General features: G+C 59.2%; 14 protein-coding genes. 5 read left to right on the top strand and 9 right to left on the bottom strand.

What is annotated here, in order from left to right:
- Positions 1 to 46 precede the first annotated feature (46 nt).
- On the bottom strand, positions 47 to 643 hold the full coding sequence (locus GAL01_RS14120) for a Crp/Fnr family transcriptional regulator (protein WP_062026948.1): 597 nt from the start codon (positions 641 to 643) through the stop codon (positions 47 to 49).
- Between the two features lie 271 nt (positions 644 to 914).
- Here GAL01_RS14120 and GAL01_RS14115 point away from each other — a divergent pair, with 271 nt between their 5' ends.
- The 4 genes from GAL01_RS14115 (at position 915) to GAL01_RS14100 (ending at position 7,755) form a co-directional block, all read left to right on the top strand.
- Positions 915 to 1,712, top strand: a complete 798-nt coding sequence (locus tag GAL01_RS14115; protein ID WP_062106522.1) for an OmpW/AlkL family protein — start codon at positions 915 to 917, stop codon at positions 1,710 to 1,712.
- Positions 1,713 to 1,972: 260 nt separating this feature from the next.
- Complete coding sequence (locus GAL01_RS14110; protein WP_062027877.1) at positions 1,973 to 3,109, top strand: efflux RND transporter periplasmic adaptor subunit; 1,137 nt, start codon at positions 1,973 to 1,975, stop codon at positions 3,107 to 3,109.
- Between the two features lie 18 nt (positions 3,110 to 3,127).
- Complete coding sequence (locus GAL01_RS14105; protein WP_062027875.1) at positions 3,128 to 6,238, top strand: efflux RND transporter permease subunit; 3,111 nt, start codon at positions 3,128 to 3,130, stop codon at positions 6,236 to 6,238.
- On the top strand, positions 6,235 to 7,755 hold the full coding sequence (locus tag GAL01_RS14100; RefSeq protein ID WP_231865235.1) for an efflux transporter outer membrane subunit: 1,521 nt from the start codon (positions 6,235 to 6,237) through the stop codon (positions 7,753 to 7,755). The genes GAL01_RS14105 and GAL01_RS14100 overlap by 4 nt, the downstream gene beginning before the upstream one ends.
- 165 nt (positions 7,756 to 7,920) lie before the next feature.
- On the opposite strand, the gene GAL01_RS14095 is transcribed toward GAL01_RS14100, so the two are convergent.
- The 8 genes from GAL01_RS14095 to GAL01_RS14060 all read right to left on the bottom strand — a co-directional run bounded on the left by GAL01_RS14095 (position 7,921) and on the right by GAL01_RS14060 (position 16,259).
- Positions 7,921 to 9,861 (bottom strand): M61 family metallopeptidase, encoded by a 1,941-nt coding sequence (locus GAL01_RS14095; RefSeq protein ID WP_062027879.1) that lies wholly within the window; start codon positions 9,859 to 9,861, stop codon positions 7,921 to 7,923.
- 490 nt (positions 9,862 to 10,351) lie between these two features.
- A complete protein-coding gene (locus GAL01_RS15555) occupies positions 10,352 to 10,945 on the bottom strand; it encodes a hypothetical protein (RefSeq protein WP_145995652.1) in 594 nt (197 codons plus the stop codon).
- 106 nt (positions 10,946 to 11,051) lie between these two features.
- Entirely contained in the window at positions 11,052 to 11,267 is a 216-nt protein-coding gene (locus GAL01_RS16185) for a glycosyltransferase family 2 protein (protein WP_082790624.1), read from the bottom strand.
- Between the two features lie 133 nt (positions 11,268 to 11,400).
- Entirely contained in the window at positions 11,401 to 11,997 is a 597-nt protein-coding gene (locus GAL01_RS14080; protein WP_062027868.1) for a histidine phosphatase family protein, read from the bottom strand.
- Between the two features lie 48 nt (positions 11,998 to 12,045).
- The gene (locus GAL01_RS14075) at positions 12,046 to 12,978 is read right to left on the bottom strand and encodes a ribose-phosphate pyrophosphokinase (protein WP_062027866.1); all 933 of its coding nucleotides are present in this window, start codon (positions 12,976 to 12,978) and stop codon (positions 12,046 to 12,048) included.
- Between the two features lie 152 nt (positions 12,979 to 13,130).
- The gene (locus GAL01_RS14070; protein WP_062027864.1) at positions 13,131 to 14,012 is read right to left on the bottom strand and encodes a hypothetical protein; all 882 of its coding nucleotides are present in this window, start codon (positions 14,010 to 14,012) and stop codon (positions 13,131 to 13,133) included.
- Between the two features lie 91 nt (positions 14,013 to 14,103).
- Positions 14,104 to 15,051 carry a hypothetical protein gene (locus GAL01_RS14065; RefSeq protein WP_062027862.1) on the bottom strand — a complete coding sequence of 316 codons (948 nt, stop codon included), beginning with the start codon at positions 15,049 to 15,051 and terminating at the stop codon, positions 14,104 to 14,106.
- An 89-nt stretch (positions 15,052 to 15,140) separates the two neighbouring features.
- Positions 15,141 to 16,259, bottom strand: coding sequence for an energy transducer TonB (locus GAL01_RS14060; RefSeq protein ID WP_062027859.1), 1,119 nt, complete (start codon positions 16,257 to 16,259; stop codon positions 15,141 to 15,143).
- A 237-nt stretch (positions 16,260 to 16,496) separates the two neighbouring features.
- On the opposite strand from GAL01_RS14060, the gene GAL01_RS14055 reads away from it, so the two are divergent.
- Entirely contained in the window at positions 16,497 to 17,144 is a 648-nt protein-coding gene (locus GAL01_RS14055) for a DNA-3-methyladenine glycosylase family protein (RefSeq protein ID WP_062027857.1), read from the top strand.
- The last annotated feature ends 1 nt before the right edge of the window (position 17,145 follow it).

The raw sequence follows: 17,145 nt of genomic DNA, 5'->3' as shown, positions 1-17,145 counted from the left end.
ACATAGAGCGTCCTGATGGCGGGAATGTGGCTTTTTGAAAAGGGTCCTATTCCATGCCTTCGGCGATCGTCGATATCCGTTCCGGCATCAGTAAAGTGATGTGGGTAATGCTTCGGATACTGATGAGCTTTTCTTTTTTGAAGGCGCTGAGGATCCGGCTGACCGTTTCAATAGTGAGTCCGAGATAATCCGCGATATCAGTCCGGGGCATCGGCAGGTCGAGTTCGACGGGATGGGAGAGGTCGGGCTTTTCCAGATGCTGGCAGCGTTCGATCAGAAATGTGGCCACGCGTTCGCGGGCCGTCTTGCGCCCCAGAAGGGTCATGCGGGCCTGCATCAGGGCCAGCTCGCGGGAGGCTTCTTCGCGCAGGCGGTGTTCAAGGCTGGGAAAGCGTTCGGTCAGGCGCTGCATGCCGGCATGGGGAAAGCGGCACAGCGTGGCCCCGCCGAGCGCTTCAGCGCCGAAGGCGTAACTCGTGGAGGCGGCGAGGCCGAGAAAGTCCCCGCCTTCCGCAAAGCCGGTGATCTGGCGCCGCCCATCCGGAAGAAGGGTGAAAAGCTTGACCCTGCCGCCGGTCACGACAAAGAAATCGTTGGCCGGTGCGCCCTCTTCTATAAAGGATCGACCGTCGGCCACGGTCATTCGTGAAGACTCGTTGGCAAGAATGGCAAGATCACAGTCGTCAATGCTGCTGCACACACTCAGACGTCGCCCTACGCAATGGGCGCAACGATCATGAACATCCTCTGGAATATGTGACGCAGACATGATGAATCCTGTTCCCGTTGTGCTGACCGCAGCCTGAAGACTTTCAGCCACACTACCACATAATTTACCAGACTTGATTCAGGTCAAGGTGATGGGCGGGGAGGAGTGCTTTGTGAGGCTCAACGAATGGTGATGGAAATTCCAGATGAAATTTAACGCTTTCGCGCTGGCCGCCGCAGTCGGCGCCGTTGCAACTCCCGCGTTTGCACAGGTCACTGCTCCGGCTGCTGCACCCCAGGTTATGGTCAGTGCGCCCATGACGGCGGCTCCCGTGCCTTCCGTAAACATCCATGCGCCTGCTTCCGGTCATTGCGGCCTGTTCCAGACCTGCGCCAACACGCGCATCGGACTGGGCAAGGGCGACTTCATCGTTCGTCTGTCCGCCCTCGGCGTCATGCCGGAAGACCGTGACAGCAGCCTGCGGCTGAACGGCGCGCATCTCGGCGGCCGCGTCAAGACGACGCGTCAGGTCATGCCGGAGCTGACGTTCGAATACTTCTTCACGGACAACGTGTCGGTTGATCTGATCGCAGCCAGCACGCGTCATGAAATCGCTGCTGAAGGCGTTCCGGGTCTGGGCAAGGTTGATGTGGGCAGCGCCTGGGTTCTGCCGCCGACCGTCACGTTCGCCTGGCACTTCCGCCCGCACAAGCGCTTCAACCCGTATGCGGGTGTCGGTGCAACGCTGGCCTGGTTCCACAACGTGTCCCCCGCTGGCGGTCCGCTCACCCAGAAGCTCAATGTCGGCGTGACGGGCGGCCCGTCCGTCAATGTCGGTTTCGACTATCAGGTCGTCGGCAACTGGTTCTTCAACTTCGACGTCAAGCAGATGTTCATGCGGGTCCATGCCTGGGCGCAGAACAATGCCGAGACCACGAAGATCACGGCGCATGATTCCCTCGATCCGACCGTTGTTGGCGCAGGTATCGAATACCGCTTCTGATTTTCAGATCAGAAACCGGCGTATCAGGAAAGCGGCCTTTCTCCGAAGGGCTGCTTTTTTGCATTTTTGTGGCAATCACATAAAACTTTTGCAATCCGGTCATTCGATCAGTGCAAAAATCTTTTCGTTTCCGTATGTGACGTCTGGCGTCCTTCCATGGGATATGAAAACGTCCGAACGCTGGCCGACAGGTCATTGTCCAGACGTTTCAGTCAAAACGGGACGTCTGTCCTGACAGAGTTACGGGGTTTTCTATCAGCATGCGCGTTACCCGCGTCGGCGCGTTGGCCATTGGCCTGCTCTGCCTGGCCATCCTTCTCGTCGCCGTCCTGCGATTTCGATCCCCGCATTCGCCCGTTGCAGCGGCCGAACCTCCTATGGTGACGCAGTCGAAGGATGGTCTGGTCGTCCAGGAAGGCAGTCCGCTCGAAAAACGCCTGACGATGCAGACCGTTGCAAGCGTGTCCCGTGATCACGGCATTCTGCTTCCGGCACAGGTCATGACGGAACCGGACCGGCAGGTGAATGTCTATGCGCCCGTAGCGGGCCGGATCACGGATGTTCTGGTCCATCTGGGTCAGCGGGTCCAGCGCGGACAGGTGCTGGCTACGATTGCCGCCGGAGATCTGGATCAGGCATGGGCCGACGATACCCGTGCCCGTGCCGCCCTCGATTTCGCGCGTCGTGCCTATGCCCGCGCGCAGGGGGTTCAGGCGATCGGCGGGAATGCCGTCAAGGACATCGAAGCCGCTCGCAATGATCTGGCGCAGGCGCAGGCGGAAGCCGAGCGCACGCAGCGCAGGCTTCAGGTTCTGGGCGCGCGACCCGGCTATTCCGCAAAGGGTCAGGCCCCGCTTGTGTCCCCCGTGGATGGTGTCGTCTCCACGACAATCATGGCACCGGGGGAAAACATTACCGATCCGACCGCCATCCAGATGACGGTTCTGGACCTGTCGCAGGTCTGGATTGCTGCCGCCATTCCGCAGGAAAATCTGGCGCAGATCGGGGATGGCAACGTGCTGTCGGTTACTTTCGACGAATTCCCGGGACGGACCTGTTCCGGACGGGTCATCAGTTTCGATCCCGCGCTTCATATTGATACGCGTCGGGTGAACGCCTACGTCGCCTGCCCCAATACCGATGGTGCCCTGCGTCCGGGCATGTATGTGAATGCGACGCTCAACATCCCGCAGCCCAGCGAGATCATCATTCCCAAGGCCGCCCTTCTGATGAACAACGATCAGGTATCCGTTTTCATCGAGACCGCGCCGCATACGTTCCAGCGGCGCGATATCGCCATCAGCTACGATGAAGGTGAAAACGTCCGTGTGCTCAAGGGCATTTCCGCAGGGGAGCGCATCGTGACGAGCGGTGCCATTCTCCTGAATGATGACTGATCCGGTGGCCCTGAGCTGATGATCGAGCGTTTCATCTCCTGGTGCTTCAATCACCGGAATATCGTTTTCTTTTCCGCCCTGATCCTGGCGCTTCTCGGTGGTCTTTCGTGGAAGATCCTGCCGGTCGAGGCCTATCCGGATCTGGGCTCGGTCAGCGTGTCGATCACGACCCAGCAGGAAGGTCTGGCCGCCGAGGAAATGGAGCAGCAGGTCACGATCCCGCTCGAGCGGACGCTGGCCAGCGTTCCCGGCGTGACGGACAGCCGCTCCACCAGCACGTTCGGCCTCTCGCTGATTACGCTGATTTTCCGTGAGGGTACGAATGTCTATGCGGCGCGTCAGCTCGTCGAGACGCAGCTCGCCAACAATCCGCTGAATAATGGCGCCATACCCTCGCTGGGTCCGATTTCAGGGCCGAGCGGCGAGATCTATCGTTATACGCTGGAATCCGACGACAAGAACCTGCTGGAGCTGTCCGATCTCCAGCGCTGGACGATCATTCCGGCGATCCAGCGTGTGCCAGGCGTCGTCAATGTGGACAATTTCGGTGGCCTGACACGTGAGTATCAGCTCGTTCTCGATCCTGATTCCCTGCAGCGCTACCATGTTGGCCTCGAAGACGTACTTACCGCCATCCGCAACAGCAACGCCAATGCCGGTGGTGGCCGCGTGAGCCGTGGTGAGCAGTCCTACATCATCCGCGGGATCGGCATGATCCATAATCTGGATGACATGGGGAACATCGTCGTTGCCAGTCATGGCGGTGTGCCGGTCTTCGTCAAGGATCTGGGGCGTGTCCAGTTCGGGCATCAGGTCCGACAGGGTATTCTGGGCAAGGACCGCAATCCCGATACGATTGAAGGCGTGGTGACGATGCTGAGCGGGGAAAACCCCTCACTCGTGCTCGACGGCCTTCATACTACGATCGCGAAGCTCCAGCAGCAGCTTGCGCCCAGTCATGTCCGCATCGTGCCGTACATGGACCGTGACCATCTCGTGCTTTCCACGACACACAAGGTCACGGAAACCATGATCGAGGGCATCGTCCTCGTGGGTGTCATCCTGACGCTGTTCCTTGGCAGTCCGCGCAGCGCCATTGTCACGGCGGTGACGATTCCGCTCGCACTGTCGGTGGTATTCGTGCTGATGCACAGCTTCGGCATGTCGGCGAACCTGTTCTCGCTCGGCGCCATTGATTTCGGCGTGATCGTGGATGGCGCCATCGTCATTACCGAGACGATCCTCCGCATCCGCGAGGAACGCCCGACCGAGGCGCTCGATCCCGTCGAGGTCCTGCCGGTTGCGCAGCGTGCGGGGCGGGCGATCTTCTCATCCACGCTCGTCATCATCGTGGCCTACAGCCCGCTGTTTGCGTTCGAGGGGAGCGAGGGCAAGCTCTTCCGCCCGATGGCCTATACCGTCAGCTTCGCGCTGCTGGGCGCGCTGCTCTGCGCCCTGACGCTCATTCCGGCCCTGACCTATCTGGCGCTGCGCAAGCCCAAGCACATCTGGCACAACCGCCCGCTGGAATGGCTGCATGCCCGCTATACCTACTGGCTCGGCCATTTCATCGACCGTCCGCTGATCGCCTATGGCGCCGGTGTTGCGGCGATGGTCGCAGTCGTGATTCTTGGGGCGTCCATCGGGCGCGAGTTCCTCCCGGATCTGGATGAAGGCTCGCTCTGGCTTCAGGTGCAGATGCCGACCGGCATCTCTCTGGAGAAAGGCGAGTCCATCGCCAATGAACTGCGCCATGCGGTCCGCGAGTTCCCCGAAACGTCTTATGCCATCACGCAGCTCGGGCGCTCGGATGACGGAACCGACCCCTGGACGCCGTCACATATTGAAATGCCGGTTGGCCTCAAGCCTTATGACCAGTGGCCGTCCGGCGAAACCAAGGCGCAGTTCGTCGAGCGTCTGCGCCGGCGTCTGTCGCAGATTCCGGGAATCAACTTTGGCATCAGCCAGCCGATCCAGGACAATATGAGCGATCTGGTCGGCGGAGCGCACAGTCCGCTCGTCCTGCGCGTCTATGGTAATGATTTTCAGGAACTGCGCCGTATCGGTCAGCAGATCGTGGATATTCTCCATCAGGTTCCGGGGACGGCGGAAGCGTCGATCTTCCAGGAACCGCGCATCCCGCAGATCGAAGTCGAGGCCGACCGTCTGGCTGCCGCGCGCTATGGCATCAGCATTTCGGATATTTCCGATGTCGTGTCGAACGCCATTGGCGATGCGCCCATCACGACCGTTTATGTGGGGGACCGCTTCTATAACGCGACGCTCCATATCCGCCGCAAGGACCTGCAGGACATGCAGTCCCTGTCGCAGATCCCGCTTCTGGATGCGGAAGGCGCCTATATTCCGCTGTCTCAGGTCGCGCATGTCGGGCTGCATATGGGCGAGAGCAACATTGCCCACGAAATGAGCCATCGTCAGGTCACCATTCGCGTGGACAACGGCAAGCGTCCGCTGTCGCAGTATCTGGCTGATGCGCAGGGCCGGATCGACCAGCAGCTGCATTTCGACAAGGAAAAATATACGCTCGAATGGGCTGGCTCCTTCCAGCAGGAAGAACGCGCCCAGAAGCGTCTGATGATCGCGCTAGGCGTGATGTTCGCGGTGATGCTGGTTCTGCTGTTTGCCGAATTCCGCAAGATCCGTCAGGCGCTCCTGATCCTCAGCGTGGTGCCGCTGGCGACGCTGGGCGGCCTGATCGCGCTACATGTCCGCGGCGAGACACTCAATATCGCGACCGCCGTGGGCTTCATCGCGCTGTTCGGTGTGGCCGTGCAGAACGGCATCATTATGATTGCCAGTATCAACCGTCATCGCGTGGAAGGTCTGGGGGTTCGGGATGCCACCATCGCCGGGGCCGCCGAGCGTTTCCGTCCGGTTCTCATGACCGCGACAGTGGCCACGGCTGGTATGCTCCCGGCAGCTCTTGCCACGGGTGTGGGCACGGACGTGCAGCGCGGACTGGCGACGGTCGTGGTAGGCGGTCTGGGGATCGCCACGCTGCTGACGCTGTTTGCCCTGCCGGTCTATTTCAGCGAGCTTGAAATGTGGGTTGAACGCCGGGATGCGAAGAAGCGTCCGCAATCTGCCACAGAGGGAGCCGGATCATGAAGATGCGCTCTCTGGTGTCCCGCCACGCGTCGTTCCTGCTGTGTCTGACGGCGCTTTCCGCCTGTGCGGTCGGTCCGGATTTCCATCGCCCGGATCTGCCGAAAAACGCGGCCTATGAGGGCCAGCCCCTGACCGCGACCGCCGGGCATGGTGTTGCGGGCGCGACCGTGCCCCAGCAGTTCCAGCCGGGCGTGGATATTCCGGGCCAGTGGTGGACGGTGTTCGGCAATCCGTCCCTGAATGCGCTCGTCGATCAGGCGCTGGCCAACAACCAGTCGCTGCGCGCCATGCAGCAGGGCTTGAAATCCGCGTGGGAACAGCGACGGATCGAGGGTGCGGGCCTGTATCCGACGCTCTCCGCTTCGTTCAATCCGACGCGGAACAAGACGTCCAAGGTCTATTCCCCTGTTCCGAACTCGAATGTGTGGCTCTATAATGTCCACACCGCGCAGCTGAATATCGGCTATGTGCCGGATCTGTGGGGCGGAACGCGCCGGGCGATCGAAGCGGCCGGAGCGCAGGCGGACCTCCAGAAATTCCAGCTCGAAGCCACCGCCCTCACCATGATTTCCGATCTGGTGAATGCGACGATCGAGGAAGCCACGATCCGCGCCGAGATCGACGCCACCAACGAACTGATCCGTAGCCAGCGCGCCGTTCTGAAGACGGTGACGGCCGAGCAGGGGATCGGCAATGCATCCCGGCAGGACATGGCGCAGCAGCTGGCCTCCGTGGCCCAGCTTGAGGCGACATTGCCCGGTCTGAGCCTCCAGCTGGCGCAGACGCGGGACCAGATGGCGGTTCTGGTGGGTGTGACGCCCAACACACCGCTGCCCGAGTTTCGTCTGGAACAGTTTACCCTGCCAAAGACGCTCCCGGTCTCGCTGCCGGCGGACCTGCTGAACCAGCGCCCCGATATCCGCGCGGCTCAGGCCCAGATCCAGTCTGCCAGCGCGCAGATCGGTGTGGCCATCGCCAACCGTCTGCCGAACGTGCAGCTCAGCGCCACACCGGCGCAGGCCGTGGGCGTGATGAGTGATTTCTTCAAGCCCGGCTATGGAAACTGGACGATCGCCGCGACCGTCATGCAGCCGATCTTCCAGGGCGGTTCGCTCCTGCATGCCGAGCGTCAGGCGCGCGACAACCTGCTTCAGGCCAACGAGACCTACAAAGCCACCGTCCTGTCCGCCATTCAGGACGTGGCGGACAGTCTGCATGCCGTCACGTTCGACGCCGATGCCCTGAAGGCCGACGAGGATCTTCTGAAGGCAACGACGCAGAGCATGACAATTGCCCGCGGGCAGCTGCGTCTGGGAGATGTCAGCGAACTCGTGCTGCTTCAGGCCCAGCAGACCGATGCTCAGGCGCGTCTGGCCTATGTTCAGGCTGAAGGCGCGCGTTTCTCAGACAGCGTGGGTCTGTTCCAGTCTCTCGGCGGTGGCTGGTGGAACCGCAATGACATGGGCATGACGCCGGCAGCCCAGAAGGTGCTCGGGAAGTCTCTGCTGCCTTGGTGAGAGTGTGCAGGGCTCTGCCCTGAAACCCGCCAAAGGCCGAGGGCCTTTGGAAACCGCTTTACTGGAATCGGGATCAAAGGGACCGAATCCCTTTGGGTGGTATGGAGCAGAGCCCCATACAGGCTGACCTGACCCTTCACAGGATCAGATCAGCTCAATGCGCCCTTACTGACGCGCTGCGTAAATCGCGCTCAGACGATCCGGCGTGCCTTCAATCCGTTCCAGATGCGGGTAACGCAGACCCTCATGATAGGGAATGGAGACGGTGGTGACGTGGTCGCCGGACTTCACGATCAGGCGGATATCCTGCTTCGGGTCCTTCTGCGCGTCCGTGACGGCATGGAGCAGACGCTGCGGCGTGAAGCTCATGTCATTGACGGCCACGATCGTCACGCCCGGAACCAGACCAGCCTTGAAGGCCGGGCTCATCCAGTGCTCGCGTCCCACACGTCCGGCCGCATTGACCGTCAGGCCGAGCGAGAAGGACAGGTCGGTGGTGTGGCGCGCGGCTTCACTGGCCTTGACGAAGGCGGTCGGCTTGGACGTGTAAACCAGCTTGTACCCACCATTGGTCAGGCCGTTGAGCGGCGCATGAAGCTGGATGGTGTCCAGGCGGTCGTGCAGGAACTTGGCCCAGTCATAAGGCTGCACACTGTTGAGTGTGGCGACCACATCGTCGAACTGATAGGGGCTGACGACGAAGCTGCCGCTGTTCGTTCCGAAGAAGGCCTTCGCGAAATCATCCAGCGACTTGTGATCGTTGGAGAGCTTGCGGATCAGCGCGTCCGCATCCAGCCAGACGAGCTGACCTTCGACGTAATAGTCTTCCGAACGCTGCCAGTCGCGCCATGACAGGGGCGAACGCCGGGCAATGACCGGATCGTTCGTCGTGTCTTCCAGTGGACGCCACTGACGGCCCGTCTGGTTGTCATACGATGCCGCCATATATGCCAGTGCCTCGAAACCCTGATCCTTCGTCACGAGCCCGGAGCGCGCAGCCAGAACATTGCCCCAGTACTGCGTCTGACCTTCATAAACCCACAGCATGGACCCACGCTGTGGCGTGTTGAAGTTGGGTGCCCACAGGTCGGCCGGGCGGCGGTACTTGCCATTCCAGGAATGGGTGTATTCATGGGCCAGCAGGTCACGCTCGGGGAAGGTTTTGTCCCATTCCGTGAAATAGCCCGGAGCGGCGCTGTTCTCGCTGGACTGGTGATGCTCGAGGCCAATGCTGCCAAGCTCATCTGTCAGGGCGAGGAGGAAATCGTAATGGTCGTAGTGATGTGAGGCAAACAGCGCCGTGGCCTGCCGGACGAGGTTCTGATGGGCTGCGATCTGTTGCGGTGTGGCGTCCAGCGAGTCCGGTTCGTCAGCGACGACATCCAGCGAGACGGGAACGTGATCCGGGCCGGTCAGATCGAACTTGCGGAAATAGCGTCCGGCATAGATCGGGGAGTCAACGAGCGTATTGAAGGTCGTGGCGTTGAAATGCGTCTCGTCACCATAGATCCCGGCGCGAAGGGCCGAGCCGATCTGCCAGCCATGCGGAACACGCACGGAGGGCTGAACCGTGATCCCACGGGTGAAATATCCGGCCGGATAGAGCGAAACCTGATCCCATTGCACATTGACGATGGACGGCGTCATGACCACGCGGCCCTGGCCCGGCGAAATCGGTGTCAGAAGCTGGAAGTGAAGGTCCAGTGTCGGCGTGCTCGTGGAGACCGGAATATGGAAGGCTGCAACGTTAACCGTATCGCGCTTCCATTCCAGCGTGCGGCCGTTGCTCTGTACATGCAGGCTGGCAAGCTGCTCGATCACACCAGTGGGTGAATGATCGCCCGGGATCCACATCGGATACAGAAGGACCATCTCCCCCTTCTGCTGCGCTTCCTTCGGCACAGGAACCGTCTCGTGGATGGACATCACATGATGCAGCGTATCCGTTGCATCGACCGAGACGGTTATGGCCCCGGGGAAAGCCCGGTCCTGCGGCTCAGGAATGGGCGCCGGCATGGGCAGCGGCATGGGCTGGGACTGCGCGAGAGCTGGGGAGACAAGCGCTGTAAACACGCTAAGTGCGATCAGAGGGCGCAGAAGGGACATCAGCATTTCCGGTTGGTAATCGAGATATTACTACGCGTAACCGCGATGGAGCGTAGAGGCAAGATGAGTTGTTTCGCCGTGAACTGTGCTGTGCTCGGTTTAAAGAGTAATCTGTTTGATTTTTCACCATTTGGGAGATCCTCTCCCAAATGGTGAGGGTCCTTGAAGTCTTTAGATGGACCTGAAAACCGCAACGAAGTGGTGAAACGTTAGGTTGTTGAGATTTAGAAGACTTGTCCTAAAAAGCCGCGTTCTACGGTTCCGGCGCAAAACAAGGAAGTCATGGCGACCACCTTGTCGTGGGCATAAACCAAAGCTTCTAAGCGACTAATTTTTAGGCTCTGAAAGCCATTAATCGGATGATTAAAAGAATAACTATCAACACTTCCATTAAAACTGCCATGAGTTCACCGAGGATGCATCTCAATGAACTCATGGTCAGCCTATAATTTAGGACGAAAGTGAAAATTATTAAATTTAATAGTGTAAATTAAAGATCTCTATTTTCCCGGATGCCATTTTCAATGTAATGAGAAAAAGCATCGCATCCACTCAAGTATACATCCTGATTTTTCTGGTAATAACTATTAATATCAAATGTTTTTTCTTTAAATGGAGGGTCATTCATTTCAGAAAAACCTGACCCAAACTCAGATAAAAATTCACGCATTTCCTCTTCATTGCACCAAGGTGTTCTGTATATGGGCTCTTTTTGGAGCTCAATCAAAAGTTTGGCGTTGTTTTCTAAATCTTCATGGGAAGATGAACTGACTGCATCCAGAAGCCTGATTCCGCTATCAAGAAGGTAAAAGCGGTTGTGAATATCGTTTTCAACTGGACACCGGACGCCTCCAAAACCAGCCCGAAGGAAACGAATGGAGAAATCACTATGCTCGTGTCCGTAGCGCCCGAAGCGAGTATCCATATAACCAACACAGGCGAGGGCTTCTATGGTTTGAGCAAGGATCATTCCCCCGACGACTGCACCAATCCCTAGGTTCGTTGCAGTCATTGGGCGATTAGGGGAGTAACGCTCATAGCTTGGAGGAATATAATTCACATGCCCGATACGAGAAGCAGCCAAAATCCATTCTTGCTCCCATCCAGCTATTTCAGGCCAGACGTCATCATCCAGAAGAATAACTGTTTTTGCTCGACAAATATTTGAAAAATAGAACAGACCTCGATTTTTATTCCAAGCTATTCCTTTGTTCTTTCCTCCTAAGACGGTAATATCTTTTTTTTTGTAACTCTTCCTTGGTTCCGTCTAAAGATCCATCGTCACAAACGACAATTTTATAATCACTGCGGGTTAGCTCACGTATTCTGTCCACAAGCTTGCAGACCATATCTTTTCTCAAATACGTTGTAATTGCGATACCAACATCGCAGGAATTCTTGTTCATTAACGACTCCAAAAGAATAATAATCTAGGAATTTTAATTTTCTACTGTATTTGTATACCTGATATTTTCTGTGAGCTAGTCTAAAATATCGATCCCTATTAGAATATTCTCAATCTGGGTGTAGGAGGAAATATCAAGTTAATTCTAAGAAATTAAGCACCCAATTGCTATCGTCTGGTCGAATTTCGAGCGGTAGGGCGTTTATCAAACGCGCATTTACACTCAAATTCATACCGGCCCGTAATCCGCGAAACAAGGCACCGTGAGCCACAAACAGAGGTGTTCCTTCGGATGCCAGGTTGGTGTTGACTGTCGTAATGGCACGCTGGGTCAGAGCTTCGAAGCTTTCGCCGTTTTCGAGAGGTGTGCCTGCCTCGATCCAGTCATGGTACCAGTTTCCCATCGGTGTCCCTTCGTGAATACCAAAGCAGACTTCTGATAGATTTTCTTCGATAAGAAGTGGTAGCCCGACGCCGGTAAGTCTGTCGATTTCATCGCGGACGTAAGTGGCCGTAACAAGTGCGCGGCTGAGAGGTGAGGAGACGATGCGGTTAAAGGGACGTTCATTGTTCTGAAAAAGCGCTGCCAGCGTCCGGCCTGCACGTAAGGCCTGTGCGATTCCCGTCTCATTCAGTGGAATGTCTGTTCTTCCCTGTGCCAGCCCTTGGAGGTTCCAGTCGGTCTCACCATGGCGCAGGTACCAGTAGGGCTTGGGAATAATCTGGGTCATGAGCAAGTCCGTTCACGAAGGGGGACCGTGACGCAGGCCGGTGGATGCTCAGTCGAACAGTGAGGAAACCGAGCTTTCATCGGCCACGGCGCTCATGGCCCGGGCGAGGAGGTTGGCTGTCGTGATCTGACGGATATTCGGGGTCTCGAGGAGGGCCTCGGTCGCCGGAATGCTGTCCGTCAGCGTCAGCATGTTCAACGGACTGTCTTTCACGCGCTGGCAGGCATTGCCAGTCAGAACGCCGTGAGTGACGTAAGCTTCGACGCCTTCCGCCCCACGGGCCATGAGCGCGTTGGCGGCGTTGCACAGCGAGCCGCCACTATCGACGATATCGTCGACCAGCACGCAGTAGCGGCCGGCGACGTCACCGATGACGTTCATGACTTCCGACACACCAGCGCGTTCACGCCGCTTGTCGATGATGGCCAGATCCACGTTCAGACGCTGCGCGAGCTGGCGCGCACGGACCACGCCGCCAACATCCGGCGAAACGATAATGAGTTCCCGGTCCGGCAGGCGCGTCTTGAGGTCGCGCACGAACAGCGGCGCGGCATAGAGGTTGTCGGTCGGGATGTCGAAGAAGCCCTGAATCTGCATGGCGTGCAGATCCATCGTCAGAATGCGGTTCGCACCGGCTTCCGTCAGAAGGTTCGCGACCAGCTTGGCGCTGATGGGTGTACGGGGGCCGGATTTACGATCCTGCCGGGCATAACCGAAATACGGCATGACGGCCGTGACGCGCTTGGCCGATCCACGGCGCAGCGCATCCAGCATGACCAGCAGTTCCATAAGGTGGTCGTTTGTCGGCATACAGGTGCTCTGCACGACGAAGACGTCCTCACCGCGGACATTTTCCTGAATCTCGACGAAGACTTCGCCATCGGCAAAGCGCTTCACCACGGTCTTGCACAGAGGCATCCGGAGTTCATGGGCGACCGCGCGGGCCAGCGGCAGGTTACTGTTGCAGGCTACGATCTTCATGAAAAACGGCCTCGTCCGGTGTCCGACAGGGAAGTTGCTGGCCTTCTAACAGCGCAGCGCCCCCCTGTCATCCGTCCTGTTTCATTCTTTCCGCGCACCAGTTGGCCGGTCACTGCATGCCGTGCCGACCGGACGCGGTCTGTCGGTCGGGATCAGAACTGCCAGGCCAGACCCGCATGCAGCTTCAGACCGTTGCTCAGGGCACTTGAGACGCCCGAATAGGAATAGGCTGTTCCAAATTCAGTGCTGGATTCGACGTTCCGGTCATGGCCGTAGGAAATATAGGAATAGTCTCCTCCCGCCGTCAGATGGAGGCGCCGGGTCATGCGGTAATCCATGCCAAGACCACCCTCCCATAGAGGGCGTGGCTGGTTGTTGTAGGAAATGCCGGAATTGAGGACTTCCGCCCATCCGAACCGTCCACGCAGGACAAGGCGGGATGTGAGGGCGTAATCGGCCTTCAGGCCAGCACCGGCGAAGTAACGTCCGGACCCGTAGCCGAAATCTCCGTCACCACCGCTCGTGACATATCCGCCCTGAATGAAAGGCGTCAGCAGAAAGGTATCGGAGAGCAGAAGAAAGCCCTTACCGATCTCTCCCCGATTATCCGTGCCATTGGAGCTGTCGTTTCCGCCCGCTGAAAATCCGAAGGGCGCAGAATTGCTGGAGTAGCTGCGATAATGAGACTTGTAGTTCCTCTGGCCGTCTTCAAGCGAGAAATGCAGGGCGCCGTAAAGGTTTTCGATCCCGAAGACATTGAACATGACTGATGCATCGGCCCGAAAGCCGGGGGTCCAGCCAATGGTGCGGTAGCGCGAGGCGCTTGCGGATTGTGTGATAAATCCGGAACCGCCATTCTCCGTTACGCTGGAACTGGCGCCGCTGACGCTGTTGCGGAACGTGCCTGTCATCGCAAGACCGATCTCACGGTTTACGGCGATGACGGGCGCCGGGTCCGCAAAGGCGGATGCAAGAGGAGCAAGTCCCGCACAGAGACTCAGGCTGGACAGCAGCAAACGATATGAAAGGCGCATCGGACACTCCGGATGAAAAGGCCGGAGATCTGTAACAAAACGTATTACATAAAGATACTCAGAGTTACATTAACGGAATGGAACTTCTGTATCAGGCCGCTTTTTTCGGACTGCTTTTTGTCTCCGGCAAAGGGGCATGCTCGCGACCGGAATAGTTGGTGACGATGGTCCGGACGCCCTGTGCAGCTTCTTCGGCAGCCATGTCCGCCGTATCGCCCCATGCACCGTCCAAGGAATGGGGGGCAATGTCGTGCAACTGGGTGGCGGCGCCCGCCTCCTTTCCGTCCGGTGTCAGAACATGCCAGACGATCTCGATATGATCGACCGGATGACCGGTGTTGCCCGCGGTGCCCGTCTTGAGGGCAACCGTTCCGCGTACAATAAAGTCCGCGCCTTTTTCCGTGGTCGTCACCGTGTTGGTTTTGTCCGGAAATGACGAATAGAAGGCACGGGCGAGGGCCACATTTCCGTCTCCGGGGGCGCCGGTGACGCCCTTGAAACAGATCTTCGCGGGGCGGTTCATGAGGCTGTGTGGGTCCTGCTGCATCATGTTCGCCTGAATACCTGTGAGCAGGTTCGCAAGCTGGGGCGCCTCCTGCATGGCGGCGTCCTGAAGCGTCAGCCTGTCGCCCGCGCTCCATCCCGCCATATCCACGGCAGGACCGTCCGTTTCCGCACGGATTTTCCCTTCCGGAGTCATGATGACGTAGTGAGGGACGACCGTATTCCCGTGGGTCGTCGCATTCAGCTTCAGCCACCAGTCTCCCTTTTTGCGGGGCTGTGCGATGGCGGGAACGGACTGGTTGACCATGGCCTGCGCCACGTCATGGGCCCAGAGTGTGGCAGCATCGTCGGACAGCAGTGCGTTCGGCGGAGTAGGGACCGCGAGCCGTGCGGGAGGAAGATTGGCTGCCGTAAGGTATCGGGCCTGCTGTCCAGGGTCGGCGAAGGGCCGGGAAAGACTGAAGCAGCCTCCCAGCGCCAGCGGGAGGGCCAGCGGAAGACAGAGAGACAGCAGGGCAGAACGAAAACGGCGCATCGGGGCTCCGGCAACAGGACGGTGACCTGACGGATTGTATGGGATTGCGGCTCCGATGTCGAAGCCGCCCCCCGCATGGGGCCGCGTCCTTACCGGCGGATCAGGATGTAGTTGATCGTCACGTCGATATCGAAATGGTCACCCTTCATGTCCGGCGGGACCGGCGGCAGATGCGCCCCCTGGAACATGCCGGTCGTTGCCGCATCCAGCGAATAGGAGCCGGACTGGCTCATCAGCCGGACGGATTTTACATGGCCCGACCGGTCCAGCACCACATGCACTGAGGACGGACCATCCTCGCCCGCACGGGCAGCCTCTTCCGGATAATACATATGTGCCCGGATCCAGCGGTCGATTTCCCCGCCGTAATCCTCGCTGACGCCCTTGACGCTCGTGCGGGTCTGGTAGGGGGCATTGATGGCACCGTTCATACTGAGCGGACCCAGAGACATGTCGATCGGGCCGCCGGACCCCGAGGCGCGACCACGGTGACGGCGATAGGGAGAGGGCTGCTCGCCAAAGGACAGGTCCATCGGGTGCGCGAACGGATTGTTCCGGTCGGAGCGGACCGACCGTTGTGCGTGATGAGCGTGCGGCGACGTCTGCTGGCTGCGGCGGCTTGGCGCTGCTCCCGGTGTAATCGGCGCAGGTGTGGGGGCGGTCTTGGGCAGCTCTGCCGAAGGCTCTTCGGGCACGTCAGGCGCGGACGGCGTTTCAGGTGTCGGGACGGCCGGTGTCGGAGTGGACTGCTCCTTCTGCGGCTGCTGCTGGTCTTCCTGTGTTTCCTGCGGGCTCTGGGCCGAGGGGGGAGGGGGTGCGCCGCCCTCCTCATGGGCCCGCGGGCCACGCATGCTGCTTTTGGAGGGTGGTGTATCGAAAACCATTTCCACCTGCGGCTGCTCCTGCCCCGCAGGCGAGCCGTGCATGCCGTGATGCTGCATCAGCAGGAAAGCCAGAACGGCTACGTGGAGGCCGGCCGAAAAAATGAACGGAACTGTCGGCCCGTTCTCGACAATTGTCTGCGGACGCATCATCGGCGTCAGCACCGGACGTACCGGGATCGTGGGCGGGACGTAATCCCTCAGACGTTCGCGCGTCCCGGCGGGGGCGTGCTGCGGGCGTGTGGGAGCAGTCCGCGCCGAGGGGGCGAAGAGCTGCGGCTCGCGCTTCTGGGGCTTTCCGGACGTGACAGTGGCTGTTCCGCTCATGGGCGGGACCGTCCGTCGGGAAAGGACCTGGCAGAAAACAGCCGGTCGGCAAGGAGAAGGTGGCGTCGCATCATCGCCAGACCTTTTGCACCAGGGCGGTCGGGGTTGTCATCCGGCAGGCTGGTTATCCGGGGCTGAGGGTGGGCGTCTGTCTTGGCATATCATGGCAGTAATGCGAGACCCACGAAAGACACAAAGAGTCACCCGAACCTTAACTTCCGGAAAGGCGCATGTCCGATGGCTGATTATGCCACACTTCTTGGCTCCGATCCCGGTCTGGCGGCGGCCATTGCGCGCATCGGCCCCTGCACCCTGCGTGGTGACGACGGGCAGGAACCCTACGATGCCCTTCTGCGCGCCATTGCCGGACAGCAGCTTCACGGAGCCGCGGCGCGAAAGATTTTCGGGCGCCTCTGTCTGCTCGGGGAACAGGGTACGGGAGACGGTGCACCGCCGTCTCCCGGCAGACTTCTGGAGCTGTCCGAGGAAAGCCTGCGTGCCTGCGGTCTTTCGGGAAACAAGCTTCTGGCCATGCGGGGTGTGGCACAGGCCCGTTTGGATGGAACTGTTCCCAGCCGTGCCGATGCCCGGACCATGACGGATGAAGAGCTGATCGTGCGCCTCGTGACCCTGCGTGGGATCGGGCGCTGGACCGTCGAGATGCTGCTGATGTTCACGCTGAACCGTCCGGACGTGATGCCTGTTGATGATTTCGGTGTCCGGGAAGGCTGGCGTCGTCTGCGCGGACTGGAACTGCCCCCAAAGCCAAAGGCGCTAAAAGAGGAAACGGCGCGTTTCTCTCCCTATCGTTCAACACTGGCCTGGTACTGCTGGCGTATGGCGGAAGAAGGAAAGAAAACGGCTCCCAACCCCCTGACGGCCTGAA

Origin of the sequence: Gluconobacter albidus (genome assembly GCF_002723915.1) — a bacterium.
Taxonomy (GTDB): Bacteria; Pseudomonadota; Alphaproteobacteria; order Acetobacterales; family Acetobacteraceae; genus Gluconobacter; species Gluconobacter albidus.
This window is presented reverse-complemented; position numbering and strand designations above follow the sequence as displayed.

Bases quoted from the DNA above. Each gene is read 5' to 3' on its own strand.
- GAL01_RS14075 (WP_062027866.1), bottom strand. From the start codon at position 12,978: ATGAAGATCGTAGCCTGCAACAGTAACCTGCCGCTGGCCCGCGCGGTC.
- GAL01_RS14120 (WP_062026948.1), bottom strand. From the start codon at position 643: ATGACCGTGGCCGACGGTCGATCCTTTATAGAAGAGGGCGCACCGGCC.
- GAL01_RS14065 (WP_062027862.1), bottom strand. From the start codon at position 15,051: ATGCGCCGTTTTCGTTCTGCCCTGCTGTCTCTCTGTCTTCCGCTGGCC.
- GAL01_RS14055 (WP_062027857.1), top strand. From the start codon at position 16,497: ATGGCTGATTATGCCACACTTCTTGGCTCCGATCCCGGTCTGGCGGCG.
- GAL01_RS14095 (WP_062027879.1), bottom strand. From the start codon at position 9,861: ATGTCCCTTCTGCGCCCTCTGATCGCACTTAGCGTGTTTACAGCGCTT.
- GAL01_RS14060 (WP_062027859.1), bottom strand. From the start codon at position 16,259: ATGAGCGGAACAGCCACTGTCACGTCCGGAAAGCCCCAGAAGCGCGAG.
- GAL01_RS14105 (WP_062027875.1), top strand. From the start codon at position 3,128: ATGATCGAGCGTTTCATCTCCTGGTGCTTCAATCACCGGAATATCGTT.
- GAL01_RS14070 (WP_062027864.1), bottom strand. From the start codon at position 14,012: ATGCGCCTTTCATATCGTTTGCTGCTGTCCAGCCTGAGTCTCTGTGCG.
- GAL01_RS14100 (WP_231865235.1), top strand. From the start codon at position 6,235: ATGAAGATGCGCTCTCTGGTGTCCCGCCACGCGTCGTTCCTGCTGTGT.
- GAL01_RS16185 (WP_082790624.1), bottom strand. From the start codon at position 11,267: ATGAACAAGAATTCCTGCGATGTTGGTATCGCAATTACAACGTATTTG.
- GAL01_RS14080 (WP_062027868.1), bottom strand. From the start codon at position 11,997: ATGACCCAGATTATTCCCAAGCCCTACTGGTACCTGCGCCATGGTGAG.
- GAL01_RS14115 (WP_062106522.1), top strand. From the start codon at position 915: ATGAAATTTAACGCTTTCGCGCTGGCCGCCGCAGTCGGCGCCGTTGCA.
- GAL01_RS14110 (WP_062027877.1), top strand. From the start codon at position 1,973: ATGCGCGTTACCCGCGTCGGCGCGTTGGCCATTGGCCTGCTCTGCCTG.